The sequence below is a fragment of the Bacillus sp. BPN334 genome (assembly GCF_008368885.1).
GTDB lineage: Bacteria > Bacillota > Bacilli > Bacillales > Bacillaceae_G > Bacillus_A > Bacillus_A wiedmannii.
Genome location: NZ_QOZW01000007.1, coordinates 1 through 18,925 on the forward strand (window position 1 = coordinate 1; position 18,925 = coordinate 18,925).

Annotated in this window: 17 protein-coding genes and 2 pseudogenes; 9 read left to right on the top strand and 10 right to left on the bottom strand. The window is 33.3% G+C overall.

Annotated features, from left to right (window positions below; genetic code table 11):
* Positions 1-509 precede the first annotated feature (509 nt).
* From DN393_RS10845 to DN393_RS10860, 4 genes are all read right to left on the bottom strand, one after another.
* Positions 510-1,268 (bottom strand): MerR family transcriptional regulator, encoded by a 759-nt coding sequence (locus DN393_RS10845; protein WP_103655100.1) that lies wholly within the window; start codon positions 1,266-1,268, stop codon positions 510-512.
* A gap of 38 nt (positions 1,269-1,306) precedes the next feature.
* Complete coding sequence (locus DN393_RS10850; protein WP_103655099.1) at positions 1,307-2,284, bottom strand: agmatine deiminase family protein; 978 nt, start codon at positions 2,282-2,284, stop codon at positions 1,307-1,309.
* Positions 2,285-2,643: 359 nt separating this feature from the next.
* Entirely contained in the window at positions 2,644-3,801 is a 1,158-nt protein-coding gene (locus tag DN393_RS10855; RefSeq protein ID WP_149173490.1) for an agmatine deiminase family protein, read from the bottom strand.
* 238 nt (positions 3,802-4,039) lie between these two features.
* On the bottom strand, positions 4,040-5,167 hold the full coding sequence (locus tag DN393_RS10860; protein WP_149173491.1) for a serine hydrolase domain-containing protein: 1,128 nt from the start codon (positions 5,165-5,167) through the stop codon (positions 4,040-4,042).
* 262 nt (positions 5,168-5,429) lie between these two features.
* Between DN393_RS10860 and DN393_RS10865 the strand changes: the two genes are divergently transcribed.
* Positions 5,430-5,660 carry a hypothetical protein gene (locus tag DN393_RS10865; protein ID WP_064476904.1) on the top strand — a complete coding sequence of 77 codons (231 nt, stop codon included), beginning with the start codon at positions 5,430-5,432 and terminating at the stop codon, positions 5,658-5,660.
* Positions 5,661-5,769: 109 nt separating this feature from the next.
* On the opposite strand, the pseudogene DN393_RS10870 reads toward DN393_RS10865, so the two are convergent.
* Positions 5,770-6,992 (bottom strand): annotated as a pseudogene (locus tag DN393_RS10870) (MFS transporter).
* A gap of 85 nt (positions 6,993-7,077) precedes the next feature.
* Between DN393_RS10870 and DN393_RS10875 the strand changes: the two are divergent.
* The 3 genes and pseudogenes from DN393_RS10875 to DN393_RS10885 all read left to right on the top strand — a co-directional run bounded on the left by DN393_RS10875 (position 7,078) and on the right by DN393_RS10885 (position 9,202).
* The gene (locus DN393_RS10875) at positions 7,078-7,929 is read left to right on the top strand and encodes a LysR family transcriptional regulator (RefSeq protein WP_098112116.1); all 852 of its coding nucleotides are present in this window, start codon (positions 7,078-7,080) and stop codon (positions 7,927-7,929) included.
* Positions 7,922-8,431, top strand: coding sequence for a DUF3916 domain-containing protein (locus DN393_RS10880; RefSeq protein WP_098112117.1), 510 nt, complete (start codon positions 7,922-7,924; stop codon positions 8,429-8,431). The genes DN393_RS10875 and DN393_RS10880 overlap by 8 nt, the downstream gene beginning before the upstream one ends.
* Positions 8,432-8,524: 93 nt before the next feature.
* Positions 8,525-9,202: pseudogene (locus DN393_RS10885) on the top strand (YdcF family protein).
* Positions 9,203-9,246: 44 nt separating this feature from the next.
* Here the strand turns inward: DN393_RS10885 and DN393_RS10890 are convergent.
* Together DN393_RS10890 and DN393_RS10895 are read right to left on the bottom strand one after the other, a co-directional pair.
* Positions 9,247-10,191, bottom strand: coding sequence for a glycerophosphodiester phosphodiesterase (locus tag DN393_RS10890; protein WP_064476907.1), 945 nt, complete (start codon positions 10,189-10,191; stop codon positions 9,247-9,249).
* Positions 10,192-10,571: 380 nt separating this feature from the next.
* Positions 10,572-12,191 (bottom strand): FAD-dependent oxidoreductase, encoded by a 1,620-nt coding sequence (locus DN393_RS10895; RefSeq protein ID WP_064476908.1) that lies wholly within the window; start codon positions 12,189-12,191, stop codon positions 10,572-10,574.
* Between the two features lie 516 nt (positions 12,192-12,707).
* Here DN393_RS10895 and DN393_RS10900 point away from each other — a divergent pair.
* The 5 genes from DN393_RS10900 (at position 12,708) to DN393_RS10920 (ending at position 17,216) form a co-directional block, all read left to right on the top strand.
* Positions 12,708-13,052 carry an ArsR/SmtB family transcription factor gene (locus tag DN393_RS10900; protein ID WP_064476909.1) on the top strand — a complete coding sequence of 115 codons (345 nt, stop codon included), beginning with the start codon at positions 12,708-12,710 and terminating at the stop codon, positions 13,050-13,052.
* An 18-nt stretch (positions 13,053-13,070) separates the two neighbouring features.
* Positions 13,071-14,069 carry an NADP-dependent oxidoreductase gene (locus tag DN393_RS10905; protein ID WP_064476910.1) on the top strand — a complete coding sequence of 333 codons (999 nt, stop codon included), beginning with the start codon at positions 13,071-13,073 and terminating at the stop codon, positions 14,067-14,069.
* Positions 14,070-14,247: 178 nt separating this feature from the next.
* Positions 14,248-15,714: a protein adenylyltransferase SelO gene (locus DN393_RS10910; RefSeq protein ID WP_064476911.1), complete on the top strand. Its 1,467-nt coding sequence runs from the start codon at positions 14,248-14,250 to the stop codon at positions 15,712-15,714.
* Positions 15,715-15,936: 222 nt separating this feature from the next.
* A complete protein-coding gene (locus DN393_RS10915; RefSeq protein ID WP_064476912.1) occupies positions 15,937-17,031 on the top strand; it encodes a Rap family tetratricopeptide repeat protein in 1,095 nt (364 codons plus the stop codon).
* Positions 17,028-17,216: a Phr family secreted Rap phosphatase inhibitor gene (locus tag DN393_RS10920; protein ID WP_064476913.1), complete on the top strand. Its 189-nt coding sequence runs from the start codon at positions 17,028-17,030 to the stop codon at positions 17,214-17,216. The genes DN393_RS10915 and DN393_RS10920 overlap by 4 nt, the downstream gene beginning before the upstream one ends.
* A gap of 74 nt (positions 17,217-17,290) precedes the next feature.
* Here DN393_RS10920 and DN393_RS10925 read toward each other — a convergent pair whose 3' ends face one another.
* The 3 genes from DN393_RS10925 to DN393_RS10935 all read right to left on the bottom strand — a co-directional run bounded on the left by DN393_RS10925 (position 17,291) and on the right by DN393_RS10935 (position 18,923).
* Complete coding sequence (locus tag DN393_RS10925) at positions 17,291-17,890, bottom strand: FMN-binding negative transcriptional regulator (RefSeq protein ID WP_064476914.1); 600 nt, start codon at positions 17,888-17,890, stop codon at positions 17,291-17,293.
* Between the two features lie 134 nt (positions 17,891-18,024).
* A complete protein-coding gene (locus DN393_RS10930; protein ID WP_064476915.1) occupies positions 18,025-18,552 on the bottom strand; it encodes a GrpB family protein in 528 nt (175 codons plus the stop codon).
* 23 nt (positions 18,553-18,575) lie between these two features.
* A complete protein-coding gene (locus DN393_RS10935) occupies positions 18,576-18,923 on the bottom strand; it encodes a DUF4260 domain-containing protein (protein ID WP_064476916.1) in 348 nt (115 codons plus the stop codon).
* Positions 18,924-18,925 lie beyond the last annotated feature (2 nt).

Consider the following 18,925-nt stretch of genomic DNA (forward strand, 5'->3'; position numbering starts at 1 on the left):
CATTATTATTCTTACCTCATTAAATCTATCGTAGCACATACGTTCGATAGGTTCAATGAGGTTTGATAGATTTAATTAAATGTATCTCGTTCAACTAAGGGCGCAATTCCTTAGCCAGTTCTCTTATGAACTTCTCATGTTTTCACATGAGCGCAGACTATATGTTTATCTCTTTAGAGATAGAGGATTTTTCCACCACCATAGGCTTGTGGTGTACTCTCGTCAGTTATACGAGATAGTCGTTGAACGTTCATCTTATCCATTTTGACTTAGATGATTCGAGGCGGAAGACCCATTGTTCTAATGTTTAGGATTTAACCTTGCACCATCTGATTGATTTTTTCTGCTTTCGCGACATTCACGCTCGCCATTTCTAGCCACGTTGTAGTTCAATCAGCTTTAGGGATTGCCCGCAGTTAACCCTCACTACTAGCCAATCACTTGACTAGCAGGGCTTACTGATATATTTAATTAACTTTCGTTATAATTGGTTAAATAAATCGTAACAGTTAGTTACCCTTTACGTAGACCTCATATGGTGAACCATCTATTACATAACCATTTCTTTCAATCCATTTTTCTAACGCAATATAAGCGTAGCCTATATAGTCATAACTTCCATAATGCATAGTAGTAACGATTTGATGTGGATTTAATTTTTTTATTTCATATTTTTGTACTATATCTTTATTGTTCCCATGCATGACCGGAATCCTTAATTCAACATCACTTTCATTTGGAATATACTCTTCATCATAAAAGACCGTAGAGGGCGAACCAACTATTTGTAAGTTATGCTTTTGTACTTTTTCATATAAGTCATAAAAATAATCATCCATATCATCTATATTTATTTGCAGTCTTTGAGCAATTACTGTTATTTCATTTCTCATTCCAATAAATATATCGTAATTTCTATGACAAGCAGTATTTAAAGCATGATTCATATTTACCATTTCATTCATTTCTGAAATAACCTGTAAATTTTGTTTTACTTCATGAGATAACTCTATAATTTGTGCTTGCATATGTTTAATAAATGAATCTTGATCTGACGACTGCAGAATGATTTTAATTTTCGGTAGAGGGAACTTATACTCCCTTAACTTTTTTATTTTCAACGCTATTTCTAACTGCCCTTGCTCATAATATCTATACCCATTTTCCGGGTTCACATATGCTGGTTTTAATATATCCTCTTTGTCATAATGCCTTAGCATCCGTGTACTCATTTTACAAATCCGCGAAAATTCAGTAATTGTATACATATACTTACCCCTTGAATACATTTTCTTATACGCTTATTTTAAAACCAATCAAAAATCTTCCTAACTGAAAAATCTTCATTCTGATTGTTCAATCTTTTCATTTTTGAAGGTAACAAATGATGAGGACAATACCACGTTAAACAATTTATTGCGCCTCCCATTGTCGATATTTCTCCTACATGAATTTGAATAGCTTGTTTCTCCGTATGCTTTTGAATATATCGTAACACTTCCCGATCTTTAGCTAATCCAAACTTAGGAACGTAAATCGTATCACATGTTTCTAACATATTTATATACAACCCTTTTGCCGATGCTATTTCTTGATCATATTGTCCCTTTTCTGTATATGATGATGGAACAACTATAAATTCAGCTTCTGGCATTTGCTCTTGAATAACCTCTTGAACATTATATCTAAATTCATGATCTCCTAAAAAATCACTAATAAACATCGTATGTTCATCAATAAATTTAACCATTCCGTCTGCATGCGCAAGTACGTCCCCTTCTTCAGCAGGAATAATAATAACGCGGCTCACATCCAAATCCCATTCCAGTTGCTCTATAATTTCTTCTTCCGTCCAATCATCATTATCATCAAATATGCGTTCCGTTAATATAACAGTATCTTTTTTATTCCAAATAAGATTTCCACCGTCTAATATCAATGGAGACTTCACATATTCAAAGTCGTTCTTTTTCAACCATTTATTAAATTGTTGATCTAAATATCGCCATTGATCTTTCGGTAAGTAATTTGGTTGATATTTAAATTTAACTAAATGATTTATTACAACTGGCGCAACATCCCTTAACCAAATATCATCATACTCAAAAAAGCTTGTATGAAAGCCTTGCTCTTCAACAGATAAAGAAACAAGTTGATCAGTACATGCTTTATTTTCATTTAAGTATTCATTAAAATAAATCAGGTCTTCATAAAATGGTCGATAATACTCATTTGATTTATCTGGTATTGCAGTAAAAATAATTCCATTATGTTTTTGTTCCATAATATTTACCTCGCTTTTTAATAATGGTTAAATAACTAATTTCACTATGCCAACTATTTCTCTTTTCATAACAATTTTCGAAACGTGCACATTTCATGAATGGATTATAGCACGGAGAAATATTATATATTTATATAAAAAATATATAGCCGTGGTTGAGCGAAAAATTGACTCTTGACAGTATTTTAAATAGGAAAGTATGAAATTGAATAATAGAATCATCAGCCCTATCATTATGAAACTAGTTAATATTATTCCTTTCAATGCCCTTGCTCCTTTTTGCGAAAAATAAAACATGACAAAATAGATAAAGGTAACAATGTACCTATTTTGTCGGAAGGTTGCTGAATTTCAATCGATTATTTCAATTGAATCGGTTGTTGCTGTGTAACACAATGAATCATGCCACCATTTTTATACAGCTCTCTCACATCAATACCAACTACTTTACGATCTGGGTATAACTTCTGAATCGTATCGTTTGCGATTTTATCATTCGGATCATTATAATTAGGCACCAACACCACAGTATTACCAATATAATAATTGATATACGATCCTTTATAATCGAGAACTTTTCCATTTTCTAAAGCAACTTTATCTTTACTAAGCGGTAAGTATTCATACTTATATTTCTTTCCTGACGCATTTTTTGCATCTAACAACGTATCCATATCTTTGTTTGACAAACCCCATTCGGCTAGGTCATCTTCTTTCATCGTTACAATCGTAGATTTACCATGGAATTTAGCAAAACCATCAATATGAAAGTCAGTAATATCTAAATTAGGCACCCCGTCTAACCAAATAAAGTTTGTTACCCCAAGGTCACTTATATATTTTTCAATTTCCTTTTCTGATAAATCTGGATTTCTATTTTTATTCGTTACAGCACTCCGGGTTAATAATGCTGTACCGTTGCTGTCTAATTCAATTGCGCCGCCTTCAAGGACAAATTTTCCCCAATCAATTCTTTCGATCCCTAATTGTTTACTAACATTCTCACGAATACGAGCATCATTTTTATAAGGAGTTTTCTTCCCCCAACCATTAAATGCTGGATCTAATATTTTAAGATTTTTATTATTGTCATAAACAAAAATTGGTCCACTATCTCTTGCCCATACATCATCAGTAGGGGCGATAAAGAAATCAACTTTATCCATATTCAGTCCTTTATCTATTAAAAGCTTATTAATTCGCTCTTTCTCCTCCTCATCGTATGCAACAATGTGGACTTTTTCACCTTCAGTTAAAGAGCTTGCCATCTTAACCCAAATCGGTTCAACTTCCTGCTTATACTCTTCACCATATGTGTATTCATGAGGCCATTGCAGCCATGTACCTTCATGTTTATCTTTTTCATCTAGCATCGTATATTTCCCAACTTTTTTCTGTACCTCTACTTTTCCATTCTCTTTGCCTTTTACATTTTCTTTACCACCTTCAAAAGAACAACCACTAATAATCGTTGTGGATAATACACTTATTAAACAAAACTTTACTACTTTTTTCATTTTTTCAACCTCCTGTTCCTATCTCCAATACTGTAAAGTTTCACATAGTGTGAAGCTCAAGCTTTTTCTGCAACGTAAAAATTACCAATTATCCTTTACATTCATATCATTTAACTACCTATATAGATTTATTCAAATATCAACCACCTTTCTCACCTACTTAGTCAGCAAATAGAACATGACTAAATAAAAAAAGTCGGTATTGATAATTACATATCAATACCGACTTTTAAAATTATTATTTTCCTTCTATTAAATCATTCGCCATTTTCCTAAACTCCTGATTAAACGTATCATTCATACCATTTTGTACGTTAGAGAATAATATTACAAACGTTCGTTTATCCCGATTAAAATTATTAAATGTATTCCAACCAGCTAATACACCATGATTATGATAATAATCTGGATTAGTATAGAAACTAAATCCATATTTTCTTACAGATGATGCAGTAAACATATCTGATACACTTTGTTTAGAAATCAACTTTCCATCCATAATAGCCTCATCTAATCTTTTCATATCTTCAACAGTCGTATACATTTCACCACACCCATACAGCCAATTCATTTTTAACCGAGGCGCAGCTATTAACTCGTTTTCTTTTTTCGTATAACCTTCTGCTAAAAAAATATCTTCAGGGAGAGTTGCACCCATTCCAGATTCATGCATTTCAACAGGCGTAAAAATATTTTCTTTCACATATTCAGCGAGCGGTTTATTCGATATCTTTTCTACAATATACGCAAGCACCATATAATTATAATCTGTATATTTCCACCCAGTCCCTGCAGGAAATTGCAATTTTTGTGCACCAATCCACGTTACTAACTTTAATCGTGACGCCGCATCAACCCTACCTTGTCCCTGATCTGGCAACCCAGACGTATGTGTTAACAAATTTCGTAACGTAATGTTTTTATCTGCCGGAAATGATGGAATATACTTATTTACATTGTCTTCAATATTTAATTTCCCTTTTTCTTTTAGCTGCATAATAGATATTGCAACGACTGTTTTCGTAATAGAACCAATGCGATATTTCGTTCTTGGCGTTGTTACTACTTTATCTTTCACATTCGCATATCCATAACCTTTTCGTAAAATTACATGATCTTTACTAGCTACAAGAACACTCCCATTAAATCCTTTATCTTTTAAATATTGATCTAGTTTTCCAGCTGCAACTTCATAGCGCTTTTTCTCATTTGCATCAACTTCTTGCATATCGTCCTTTTGCTTACTATTTACATTAGAAAATGCCTTTATATCATATTTCTTACCTTTATGTGCATGTATTAGTGCAACGACACTCCCACAAAAAATAGCAAAAATAAAGAAAACGATTAACCATTTCTTTAACATACTAGGAACCCTCTTTTATCTAGTTTCAATTAACGTACATCCATTTTGTTCTATATCTTTTAATTTTCAAATATTTTATAATACTACCTATCTATTATTCACCTATTTAAACTAGATTCCTTTTTCTCATATTCAGTTTTTGGCTACTCTCTATTGTATTTCTTTCTTGCAAAATTTCCACCTTACAATCGGATACACCCTACTATAATTTCAACAGCTTATGTAACATTTGTTCCACATACTAAAAAATGGAGTTGTTACGATGAAAAACACTGATAAACGCAATCGTTTAAATGATATGATGTTCCATTACAAAGTAACAAAAAATAACATAGTTTTAATTGAATATTACGGAAAACAAATTAAAGTGTTAAAAGGAAATGATGCTGAAAAATTTTTAAACAAAATAAATCATGCACATAACGATACAGAAAAACAACTCATTATGGCTAAAGTAACAGGTAATTTCAAAAGAGGCAATGAACGTCATTGAAAACGAATCTCATTTATCTTTTGATTATACAACATATAAAAAAGAAATGTCGCACATTCGGCATTTCTTTAGATTTTCTTCATATAAAATTTACATTACTAACTTTCTTTTATTTTTTGTTTTTACTATATAAACTCACTGCCGAGATACATAGTAATAACACTATACATAACCACGCATACGTATAGCCTTTTTCATCTACAATATAACCAAATAAAACAGGTGCAACAACAATCGCAATTTGATTGAATGTAAGTGCCAAACTAACTGTTATTCCAACACATTCTTCACTTGCCAATTCAGCAACTTTGACGATAAAAAGACTAAACCATCCAATTGAAAAGAAGCCTAACAATGCACTTACACCATACAATACTCCACTCGTTACTGTATGTATGCACATTACTACCAATAGAATCAAACCGATAGAAGCGCAGACAGCTATAAATAAAGGTATGCGCCGATTCCCCTTATAAAACAAATCACTAATAGCTGCTAATGCAACACGACCAATCATTCCAGAAAAGAACATCACTGAAAATACGGTTCCAGCTACAATAGATGTGATAGATTGTTCCTTTACTAAAAGTGCCCAACTAACACCATTTGCAATGAAATCATGCAAATACCCGTTATATAAATTGGATACAACTCTTTTTTGCATATCACTACTTTTAGCTGCGTCCAAAAAGAAATTTTAATATGTTCTTTCCTTACTTCCTCCTGAACATATGGCTCTTTATAAAACATAAAAAATAATAAACCTCCAATTATACAAATGCATGCCATACTATTTATCCCGTAAGTCACATTATATTGTATTGTAAGAAAAGGGATTAATACTCCTGCTAAAGCACCACCAATCGGTATACCAGCTTGCCTTATTCCCATCGCTAATCCACGATTTTCTTTTGAGAACCATTTTAAAATCACTTTACTTCCTCCTGGCTGGGAAACACTATAAAACATCCCTACTAATAAAAGTACAAATAACAGTCCATTAAATCCATTTACTATATTAGTTAGTAAAAGCGAACCTCCTAGCAAAAATGAACTTATAGAAATTAATAATTTTTCATTATATTGATCAAGTAGCCGACCGACAAACAGCATACAAAATAGCGGTCCAATATTTACAACACTTACTAACAATCCACTCTCCGTATTCGTAAGTCCATATTCTTCTTTCCAAAATAACGCCAAAACTCCAACACCATACGTTATAAGTGTCGCTGTTGTTTGAGAAATCGTCGCAACAATTAACATCATCCACTTATAATTTCTATTCATCCTTTCTTTGATTAACAAAATAATCCCTCCATCCACTTCCATTGTATGAAAGTTCTGATATCATATAAAATAAAGATTCATTATATAATCCATCAAAAAAAATGATACCTTTTCGGAGGGATACTACGTGGACATAAAAGATTTAACTGTATTTTACGAAGTTGCGAAGGAAAGTAATATTTCTCACGCAGCTAAAAATTTGAACTATGTACAATCCGGCGTAACAATGCGTATGAAACAACTAGAAAATGAATTAGGTGTGCCTTTATTTTACCGTAACGGAAAAGGTGTAACTTTAACTTCTAACGGTGAAATTTTATTAACATACGCTAAACAAATTATCCACTTAATGGATCAATCTATAAAAGCGGTTCAAAGTAATGGAACTGAGCCAAAGGGCACGTTGAAAATTGGATGTACAGAATCTACAACTGCGGTAAGGCTTCCCTCTATATTAACGGCCTACTATGAGAAACACCCAAAAGTCGAATTGATTTTAGAAACAAATACGACCGAACAACTAATTAGGCTAGTGTTAGAAAGAAAACTAGACGGAGCGTTTATAGCTGGCTCTACTCAGCACGCTGAACTTCATACAAGTGTATTTCGTGAAGAAGAATTAGTTCTCATTAGTAAAAAACCTTTACCCTCTCTTAAAGACATAGAAGATATGAATTTACTCGCTTTTAGTCACGGTTGCTATTATAGAAGTTTATTAGAAGACTGGCTTCAAGAAGTAGGAATCTCACCTAAACGAGTATTAGAGTTTGGAACAATTGAAGCGATACTCGCATGTGTAAAATCAAATATGGGCGTAGCAATTATGATGAAATCTATTTTAAATGATCATGCACATAACTTATCATTCAATCCTTTACCAAATAGATTCAAAAAAGTTCCTACTACTTTTATTATTAGAAAAGATCTATATTACTCAGCTGCATTACAAAAATTTATGGAGATGATTCACAATGCGTGAAAAGAAAATACGTGGGATGAAGCGTAAAACAAATACGATGATAAAGCGAATTGAAGAACATACAAAAACGTTCCCTTCTGCTTTCTATGACGATGAATATTGGTATATGCTATTACCAGTTTCTCAAGCTTTTATCAATTCATGTAAAACACCTAGCAAAGTAAAACGATTGTGTATACAAACCTTATTAAATCAAGCACAGCATTTAATAAAAATAAAACCGAGCGATACACATACATATCGAGTTGTTGTTTTAATTTCTATAGAAAATTTATGGAGATCGCAAATTATCGTATTTAAAAACGATGACTACTTTCAAAATTTTTTCAATAGAAATAATGAATTTCAAAAATGGATTCCTCTTTCAAATGAGTCTGATTTTTGGAAGACATGGGGAATTTCAATTTGTCCTACTGTCCAAACATTGCACTTTGAAGAAGTCATTTATGATGAGGATGCAATCGATGAAAAAGAGATTTGGTTTGTTGGAGAATTATCTTAAAAGGGGTACTTTCAAATGAAAAACTTCCCTTTTTCCACTTAATAAAATCGCTATATAATGAATTTATCATTTTACTATATAGGAGGTTTTCACATGGTAATCCCTAAATATCCTGATGTCCCTACTCTTACGAAAAAACAAATCTACCAAATTACAGAAATCACTTTTCTAAAAGAAATAACACCACAAAAATGTGATGCCATTTTCGTTTTCGGCGGTTCTCATTCTGGCAATTGGCAAACTCCACTAAAAGCTTATCAACAAGGTTTAGGAAAGCAAATTATCGTTACAGGTGGTACTAGTTTGCATGGCATGAAGCATCCGAGCTGGAATTACGGGGAATTGTCAGAAGCAGGAGTAATTGTAAATAAATTAATTGAACATGGCGTACCAAAAGACGCTATCCTATTCGAGACAAACTCCCTCCATTCTATTGCTAATGTAATTGAAGCGAAAAAGATTTTTGATTTCACAAAGATTAATCGGCTACTATTTGTATGCAAAAGTTTAGGAGCTGGTCGGCAATATAGAGTATTAAAAAAACATCTACCTAAAACTATTACTTGTATCCCATATACATTTGATACAAGTTTCGATGGTTAGTTTATAATGAATAGATATAATTGAATGGAAGATGAAAAGAGTCGCTCTATGATTTTTGGAGAATACTTGAGAAATGTTTGCTACGGTAGAAAAGACGGCATTGAGCCACCTGAAAAAGAAGTTCAAGGTTTAGAGGAATATGTATCCTACTACTATAATCTAGCATAATAGAAAAAGGTATACCCAAAACAACGGTATACCTTTTCACCTATTTATTTTTCCTTTAGCACACTATGTAATCGATCAGGATAATTTGTAAACATTCCTGTAGCACCCCATTTAATTAATAATCTCATATCTTGTTTCTCGTTAATTGTATACGGGTGAATTAACAATCCATTTTTCCTAGCCATTTTCATATATGACTCATCAATAATTAGTTCTCCGTTATCATTACGTAAGTTCGGTCCAATACCAACTGCATACTTTTTAATTTCTTGAAAATCATCATTCGTTACACTTTTCGGTTCATGTGTAATACCAGACCATTCAACAATCTCATTGTTTTCATTTGGATAATACCAAAGCAGTTGAACTAACGGAATATTTTTATTCATACTATGAATCTTTGTTAAACTATCTTTACTAAATGATTGAATCATAACACGACTAGATGACATGTTTTGACCTACTAAATTATATTTATTTAACAATGCTAACAATTTCTCTTCCATTCCTGGATACACATCTGGTGATTTTGTTTCAATGTAATACTTCATGCTTCTACCGTACTTTTGGAAGATTTCTTCAAGAGTCGGAACTTTTTGACCAACGTACTCTTGCTTAGCCTTTTCTGGATAAGCTTTATTGAACCAAGATCCAGCATCTAAGCTCTTTATTTCATTTAACGTTTTATCTCGTACTTCACCTGTTCCATTTGTAGTACGATCAACTGCTGTATCATGCATTGCAATTAATTGGCCATCCTTAGTTAATTGAATATCTAACTCCAAATAATCCGCTTTCATTTTTTTCACAAGATCATAAGAAGCAAAAGTATGCTCCGGTGCATGTCCACTTGCTCCACGATGTGCAATGTTTAAAAATTTATTCGTATTCCATTCATGCTTCCCTTCTACTTTCGCATGAACAGCTCCCCCAGCAAAAACACTTCCCATCGTAAAGAAAATAACTAATACGCTAATAATTTTTCTCATCCTTCTAACCCTTCCTACGTTGCAAATTTCAACAAGTTAATGAGATTTACACGAAATAGAAGATATACTTTTATTATTTTTATAAGTTTATATTAAAATTCCAATCTTACAAATATAATTCCCCTATGTTATTACTATACTATTTATTTTCTTTATCCCTCCTTTTACATGTAACCCCCTACTGTTTACTGTTCGTTCAATAAAAAAAGCCATAAATTATTTAGAGGACACTTCTGTATCCCTAAATAAATTTATGGCTTATCTCAAATATCTCCGGCCTCGATTAACTTGTCGAAATTAATCATACCAAACCTATTAATATTTGTGAATATTATTTTTCCAGTAAAATGAAGCATATAAAACAATACTTCCGTAGTTACTTAAAAATCACATAATAAATTACTCATTACCTCCTCCAGCATTACAGCTGGATTTACCACTGCTTTTTCCGAACGCCAACCTATAAAGCCATCTGGTCTAATTAGTACAACTCCTTCATTCTCTATCCCATATAATTCACGAAAAACATTTTCTTGAGCAATAAAGTCTCCACTTACCCCTACTCGATACATTTTAATAATTATTCCTAATTTAAATGAAACATCAAATACAGCTTCAACCCAAGAACTATTTTCTACTTCAGTAAGTAATACAAAATTGTTACCGAATAAGTCTAATATAGAAACCTTCTCCCCTTCATACATTCCAAAAAAATGAGGTGCTCGCGTTCCAGGTCTTCCGTTCAAATCTATGATATCCATTCTATGTGGAGTAGCTGGGTCATCTATTATTACTTTTGAACAATACTGATACCCGACAGTTACAGCTAAACCATCCATATTATTCAAACTACCTTCTTCTCTATTCGCAGCACGGAACAATAAACTACTCGCATACTCCGTCGTTAATTTTGCAACAGGATATCTCTCTTCATGATATGTTTCTAACAATTTGGTTTTTGCCTTCCCTTTTATAACAGCCGCTAATTTCCAAGCTAGATTGTGCGCATCTTGTATTCCTGTATTTGAACCAAACCCTCCAGTTGGCGGCATAATATGTGCAGAGTCGCCAACTAAAAAAATGCGATTATCTTGAAATTTTGTAGCAGTACTTTCAGTCGCTTCCCACGGTAAAACACTTACTATTTCTGACTCAACATTTGTGCTTCCAATTGCGGTTTGAATAATTTGTTTACAACGTTCTATAGTGAAATCCTCTGGTCGCTCTCCTTTTAATGGATCGTAGGATACATGGTAAATCCATCTTCTTGCGTTATCAACTGGAATAAGCGCACCAAGAACTTCCGGATGAAGTACCATAGAAAAACCAAATGCATCTCCTTGTATAAACTCACTTAAATCCGCTTCAAAATAAATATTCATATAATAGCCACCGATTGTACCTCTTCCCTCAGTACGTATCCCTAGCTGCTCACGTATTTTACTTTTTGCCCCATCTGCTGCAATTACATAGTCACAATGAATAATACTTTCTTCTTCCGTTTCACGATTCCGAATCGTCGCTATTACTCCGTGCTCATTTTGTTCATAAGAAGCTAATTCATGATAAAAAGATAATTCTCCGCCTAATGTTCTCGCTTTTTGTAACATCATCTCTTCTAAAATAATTTGATAACAAGCCGTTTGTTTTGATGGACTAATCTCTTCTATTTTTTGAAGTAACTTCTCATCGTTTCCATACTGATTCGCCCTCATTTGTGCCAATTCTTCACTATTCACCTCAGCTATTGTATGAACTGCTATTCTTCCTCGGCAATTTTCTAACGCTTTACCCGCCAATCTAATTCTTTGTTCTAAACCTAATTCTCGAAATAACTCCATCGTACGAAAAGTGATTCCACCTGCTTTCGGATGAATTGCAGTAGACGGGTGCCTTTCAACCAGTAAATAATCCACGTTATGTTTTGCAAGGAATAGCGCAGATGCTAATCCTGATAATCCTCCTCCAACAATTAAAACTGGTACGTAATTCGATTTCATAAATTTACCCTCCATATCATTGTTCTGAGCTCAGTGACATAAATATAATCAAAAAAACAACAAAGATATAGACTTATATTTCATTTTAAATTATCATATAGATAGATTACGCCCCAAATTACTTTTACTTTTTCATATATCAATAATCTGCTTGCATTATGCATGTATGAAAGAGTAAAACGAAACAACTCACTTTAGTAAACACCAAAATAATAAAAACATTATAAGCGGTCGTAACCCTGTAAAGTTATAAGGGGTTACGACCGCTTATTTTTTAAAAATCCTTACCCTCTATCATTTATAAACAACGTATTATTAAATCATTTTTTATTTTTAAAACTTCATCCATTTTAATATGCTATTCTTTTCTATCCCCTACCATTTTCAACACATAAAATTTCATTCGTCTCGATTTTCTTTCCCAATATTGCAGCTCATACAACAATCATGTAGCATTACCGTATCGATGTAATGGTTCATCATCTTAAACCTTTCGACTAATTACCAGGAGGTACAGTGATTGAAATGAATAAACAAGAACAATTAAATGTTATAAAAAAAGATTTTATTGATTCTCAAAAAGTATTATTGGCAATTGGCGATGAAACACGTCAAGCTATTTTGTTAGTTCTCATGGAAACGGAATGTCAAACCGGATTACGTGTAGGAGAAATTACGAAACAAACACACCTTTCTCGACCAGCGGTATCACATCACCTTAGAATTTTACGAGAAGCCGATATTATTTTAATGCGAAAAGAAGGTACAAAAAATTTTTATTATATTGATATACGTACAAAATTAGGTGTATTAAAAAATCTTGTACTGGATATTGAAAAGCTATTGCACGACTTTTATTGAAATGTGGAGGTATAAGAAATGAAAGCAATGATAATTGATAAGTATGGAAAAGTTCCTATGCGTATGGCAGAGGTACCTACTCCTGAAATAAATGAACATGAAGTGCTCGCAGAAATTCATGCAGCTAGTATTAACCCAATTGACTTTAAAATACGGGATGGAAAAGTAAAAATGTTACTTAAATATGAAATGCCCCTAATCCTTGGTAATGACTTTTCCGGTGTCATCGTAAAAGTTGGATCAAAAGTGACTCGTTTTAAAGTTGGTGATGAAATATATGCACGTCCAAGAAAAAATAAAATCGGTACTTTCGCGGAATATATAGCCATTCATGAAGATGATATAGCTTTAAAACCAAAGAATTTAAGTTTTGAGGAAGCGGCGTCGATTCCACTCGTTGGCTTAACATCATATCAAGCACTACATGACATCATGCACTTACAAAAAGGACAAAAAATATTAATTCACGCTGGATCTGGTGGTGTTGGTACTTTCGCAATTCAGTTAGCAAAAATAATGGGTGCCACTGTTACAACAACTGCTAGTGAAGCTGGTTCCGATTTAGTAAAGTCTCTTGGCGCAGATGAAATTATTAATTACAAAACAGAAAAATTTGAAGAAATACTAAAAGATTATGATGCAGTATTTGATACAATCGGCGGGACAACACTTGAAAAATCATTCAATATTATAAAAAGCGGCGGCAACATTGTTTCCGTTTCAGGAATGCCAAATGCTCGTTTCGGTAAAGAGTTTGGTTCAGGATTTTTTAAAACATTCTTATTTTCATTAGCAAGTAGAAAACTTACTGCACTTGAAAAGAATCATAATGCGCAATATTCATTTTTATTTATGAAGCCAAGCGGCGATCAATTACGCACTATCGCAAATTATATTGAGGCAGGAAAAATCAAACCAGTAATCGATCGAGTTTTCCCTTTTGAAGATGCTCAAAAAGCAATGGAATATTCAGAGGCTGGAAGAGCAAAAGGAAAAATAATCGTAAAAATTAAGTAATAATAAAAACTCCATTTTTTTAAAATGGAGTTTTTATATTTGCTGTTAAATAGACATAGGGCAATGAAGTCCTTACAATAGATTGCAAGGGGAAATATCATATTATACTTTTAGCTAACTTTACAAAGAATACATACGTACAAATACATAATAAAAAAATAAACAAGGAGGAGATAAAATGACTAAAAATAATGAAGCTGGTTGGAATTTAGATAATAGTTATAAGACTTTACCACAATCATTTTATACAGAAATACCCCCTACTCCAGTAAGTTCACCGGAGCTAGTTAAACTAAATCATTCACTAGCAATATCTCTTGGCTTTAATCCTGAAGAATTGAAAAAGGAAGCTGAAATTGCTATTTTCGCTGGTAATGCACTCCCAGAAGGAGCTCATCCATTAGCACAAGCGTATGCCGGTCATCAATTCGGACATTTTAATATGTTAGGCGACGGTCGTGCTCTTTTAATTGGCGAACAAATTACTCCTTCAGGTAAACGTTTTGACATTCAACTGAAAGGTTCTGGCCCTACTCCGTATTCACGACGCGGTGATGGTCGTGCTGCACTCGGTCCGATGCTACGTGAGTATATTATTAGTGAAGCAATGTATGCACTCGATATTCCAACTACTCGCAGTTTAGCAGTTGTTACAACTGGCGAACCAACATATCGTGAAACAAAGTTACCTGGAGCAATTTTAACTAGAGTCGCTAGCAGTCATATACGTGTCGGCACATTTCAATATGCTGCAGCTCGCGGTTCTATCGAGGATCTTCAATCACTAGCTGACTATACGATAAAAAGGCATTATCCAGAAATTGAGGCTCATGAAAACCGATATACTGCATTACTACAAGAAGTCGTAAAGAAACAAGCAAGTCTCATCGCTAAATGGCAACTTGTTGGATTTATCCATGGTGTAATGAATACTGACAATATAACGATTAGTGGAGAAACGATTGATTACGGCCCTTGTGCATTTATGGACAATTACGACCAAGGAACTGTATTTAGCTCTATTGATACACAAGGTCGCTACGCATATGGGAATCAGCCATATATGGCCGCATGGGACCTTGCGCGATTAGCAGAATCTTTAATACCTATTCTGCACGAAGATGAAGAAGAAGCATTAAAGATTGCTCAAGACGAAATTTCAAAATTTAGCGTACAATATGAAAACAATTGGTTCCTTGGAATGAAAAAGAAATTAGGACTATTTAGCAACGAGGAACAAGATCAATCACTTATTGAGCAACTTTTAAAAATGATGGAGAAACATAAAGCCGATTATACAAATACATTCCGTTCATTAACTCTTCATACGATCGAAAATACAGCTCTATTTGAAAGTCCTGAATTTAACGAATGGTACAAACTATGGCAATCTCGATTAGAAAAACAAGAAGAATCGAAAGAAAACGCCTACGAAATGATGAAAAATAATAACCCATCCATCATCCCAAGGAACCACCGCGTAGAAGCAGCACTAGAAGCAGCTGTCACAAATGGCGACTATAGCGTAATGGAAAAACTTCTTGAAGCTCTATCAAATCCTTATGCGTATACTACAGATCAAGAAGAATACTGCGTTCCACCTGTACCGACGAATCGTCCTTATCGTACTTTTTGTGGGACTTGATTGTTTAATATAAAAAGGTGTGTTCATACAAATTGTGTGGGCGCACCTTTTTTATACTCTCTCCTCCGCTCTTTCTTTAACCAAAAATAAAAGTCACTCTATTCCAATGAGCTTAATAATAACTCTACTATACAAATGTTGAGAAATATAAAACATCATTTCTAAATATTGTTATTTTTGATACTATATTTTATAAGAATATTCAAAAAGTGAGGGGATTTCATGAACGTTCAACTACAAGGTAATGAACAAATTACGAAATTATTTAATGATTGGTATTTAGCTATGCTTAAACAAGATGTGTCTCAGGCGACAAACTTAAAGCATGAAATTGAGGAAAAGGAACTAAACTTTGAGGAAGATGAAAACTTAGCATTATACTATTCTCTATTAAATTTTCGTTTCAAAGTTTTAACTGATGGTTTAAGTATTACAAAAGACAGTTTCAATAAGATAGATTCTTACTCGATTCCAGCTAATCACCAACTTTCTTACTACTATCATTTATTTAAAGCAATTCATGCTACTTTAACAACAAATTATAATTTAGCAGGTGAATATTATGAAAAAGCTGGGAAACTACTAGTAAATGCCATTGAGGATTTAGAAAAAGGTGAATTTAATTATCGAATGGCTATTTTCCACTATCACTTTTACCAGCCAATTGAAGCTATTGAATATGCAACCAAAGCGAAAGAATCCTTCATAAAAGCTGTAGGGTATGAAAAGAACGTTGCCTCTTGCGAAAGCGTATTAGGTGCAGCTTTTGTATATTTAAAACAATACGAGCAAGCAGAGGAAAAATATAATTCAGCAATCAACATTTTACAGAAACAGGATGAAGAATCATTACTATTAAGAGTGCGTAATAATTTAGGATGGCTATATGCCAATCAAAACTTATCGACACTAGCTATTCGTCATCTATCTGAAGTAACGACAAAAATGCCTACCCATTTCAAAGCTATTTTCTTACAAGCTAGAGAACATTCTAAACTTGATGAAATAAATATTGCTGATCAATTCATAAAAAAAGGATTAAAAATTTGTACAGAACTAAACAATGAAGAATATATGCTTCACTTTAAAATTTTAGAGTCTCTTAACAATAATGAGTCCACTGAAGACTTAGAAAATATTATTCTTGAAGGAATTGCGTATTTCGACAAAGAATCCTTATATAACTACACTCAAGAATATTCAGAAAAATTAGCGGTTAAACTTTACGATGAAAATAATCATATAAAAGCTAGTGAGTATTTTCATAAAGCATTACAAGCAAAAGAAAAAACGTTTGAGAAGGGGGCATTAAAATGATAAAAAAAATTAGTTCTATCGTTTTAGGGTTATCTGTTATAGGCATTGTATCTATCGGTCTCAATAGTTCATTTACATATCAAGCAGGCCATGCGGATTTCCCGGCACCACAAAGACCTGACTTTGTTCAATCTGTTGACGTAAGTAAAGACTACAACTCAACAACAGCTGAAAAAGCACTTTAAAAAACGAAAGACCTTCAATTTAGAAGGTCTTTTTTAAATATGCTTATTTAGAATGTTTCCCTTTCAAGTAAACTTTATTTTCTCATCAACTCCGCAATCCCCCTACTCCCCTCACTACCAACTTTCTCAAGTTCCTCCACAACTAAATTCCGTCTCTCTACAGAATGATTTTGACTTAACTTCGCTTTTCCTTCTATTTTATTTATCTTTATTTTAAAGCCCACTATACCTTTACTTAATCCTGCCATATAATTCGAATCTACCTCATTTAGCGAGTAGGTACTCTGTGGATCTTCATATTTATGTACTAAATCTTGAAGAGAATCTATTAATTCCTGTTCATCCTCAACAATTTCCAACTCTCCATATACATGCACTGTAACATAATTCCATGTTGGTACTGCATCGTTTGTTTCATACCATGAAGGCGATATGTAACTGTGTGGCCCTTGGAATATAGCTAGTACTTGTTGATTCCCACTATCATTCCACTGTTCATTCGGACGTGCGAAATGGCCATGTAAAGTTAGAGTCTCCCTATTTAATAACAACGGCAAATGCGTTGCATATGGTTCCCCGTTATGTTGAGAAAATAATGTCGCAAAGCTATTTTGTTCAATTATTTCGTACTTCATTTCTTCATCTTGTATTGCGAAATATTTTGGTATGTACATAAGCTCCCTCTTTTCCGGTCTTTTATTTCTCATTATATTTAAGTCTCGTAGCATTCAACAGGGCCAGTTTGTATTTGTTTTACAATGGCAGCTTTCAATTTAAAAAGAATAGGCCGCATGTACTCAATGCGACCTTAGTTTATTTCCTCCAGTATACTTGTAATAAATGCCGTCTTACCTTCACTATAACTGGATCGATTTTTTGATTCTCTTGCTAACTCTTTCTTTAAACATCCATATTCAACAGCAACATCGGCATGTTCACGAAGGTAATCCCGAAACGCTATATGTCTTCTTAACTCTTCGCTATTTTTGTCACACACATACAAATGATGTTCCATCCAAACTGTACTTTCCCCGTTCCATGGAACGAAAGCGTCCTTTCTGCCAAATACCTCTCTTCCTTCGAAGCTCCAGTCTGCTTGATGGTAATACCCTATCGTTTCAAGCCCTTTTACTACTTCAGGAAAAATTTCGTACTCTTCTATTACTATATCAATATCTAATATTGGTTTTGCTGCAAGTCCTTTAACAGATGTACTCCCAACATGTTCAATGGACAAAACAAGTTCTTTTATTACATTATTAATGAGCGATTGTAGTTTATAAAATTCACTTTCCCATAGGATGTTATATTCTTCGATAGTTATTCTCTGTTTCAATGTATCTCTCTCCCAAAAACAATTTATAACCTTTGAATATGAGTATCTTTAAAACCCTTCTCATATTTCAATCCATATCCAAACATTCGATCCATCCCAATATGTGCTGTCCATATTAATCCTATCATAATAACTGTGTCTATCTTAAAGAAGAAACCTATCATAACAATTAATGTCGATATAATATATGTGTGAAAAATATTATAAATTTTAGCACCTACATGATTATTTATCCCATACGCTAACATGAATACATCCGGTGCTAAAAGGAATACCAAAAATATAATCCAACTAAATTCATATATCGAATACGTATAAATTGTGGCTAATAAAACAGCTAGTCCTTCAAAATGTACAATACGTTTTTGCATTT

What these genes read in the sequence shown, in the direction of transcription:
- DN393_RS10845 (WP_103655100.1), bottom strand. Translation starts at nt 1,268, where the DNA reads ATGTATACAATTACTGAATTTTCGCGGATTTGTAAAATGAGTACACGG.
- DN393_RS10850 (WP_103655099.1), bottom strand. Translation starts at nt 2,284, where the DNA reads ATGGAACAAAAACATAATGGAATTATTTTTACTGCAATACCAGATAAA.
- DN393_RS10855 (WP_149173490.1), bottom strand. Translation starts at nt 3,801, where the DNA reads ATGAAAAAAGTAGTAAAGTTTTGTTTAATAAGTGTATTATCCACAACG.
- DN393_RS10860 (WP_149173491.1), bottom strand. Translation starts at nt 5,167, where the DNA reads ATGTTAAAGAAATGGTTAATCGTTTTCTTTATTTTTGCTATTTTTTGT.
- DN393_RS10865 (WP_064476904.1), top strand. Translation starts at nt 5,430, where the DNA reads ATGAAAAACACTGATAAACGCAATCGTTTAAATGATATGATGTTCCAT.
- DN393_RS10880 (WP_098112117.1), top strand. Translation starts at nt 7,922, where the DNA reads ATGCGTGAAAAGAAAATACGTGGGATGAAGCGTAAAACAAATACGATG.
- DN393_RS10890 (WP_064476907.1), bottom strand. Translation starts at nt 10,191, where the DNA reads ATGAGAAAAATTATTAGCGTATTAGTTATTTTCTTTACGATGGGAAGT.
- DN393_RS10895 (WP_064476908.1), bottom strand. Translation starts at nt 12,191, where the DNA reads ATGAAATCGAATTACGTACCAGTTTTAATTGTTGGAGGAGGATTATCA.
- DN393_RS10905 (WP_064476910.1), top strand. Translation starts at nt 13,071, where the DNA reads ATGAAAGCAATGATAATTGATAAGTATGGAAAAGTTCCTATGCGTATG.
- DN393_RS10910 (WP_064476911.1), top strand. Translation starts at nt 14,248, where the DNA reads ATGACTAAAAATAATGAAGCTGGTTGGAATTTAGATAATAGTTATAAG.
- DN393_RS10915 (WP_064476912.1), top strand. Translation starts at nt 15,937, where the DNA reads ATGAACGTTCAACTACAAGGTAATGAACAAATTACGAAATTATTTAAT.
- DN393_RS10920 (WP_064476913.1), top strand. Translation starts at nt 17,028, where the DNA reads ATGATAAAAAAAATTAGTTCTATCGTTTTAGGGTTATCTGTTATAGGC.
- DN393_RS10925 (WP_064476914.1), bottom strand. Translation starts at nt 17,890, where the DNA reads ATGTACATACCAAAATATTTCGCAATACAAGATGAAGAAATGAAGTAC.
- DN393_RS10935 (WP_064476916.1), bottom strand. Translation starts at nt 18,923, where the DNA reads ATGCAAAAACGTATTGTACATTTTGAAGGACTAGCTGTTTTATTAGCC.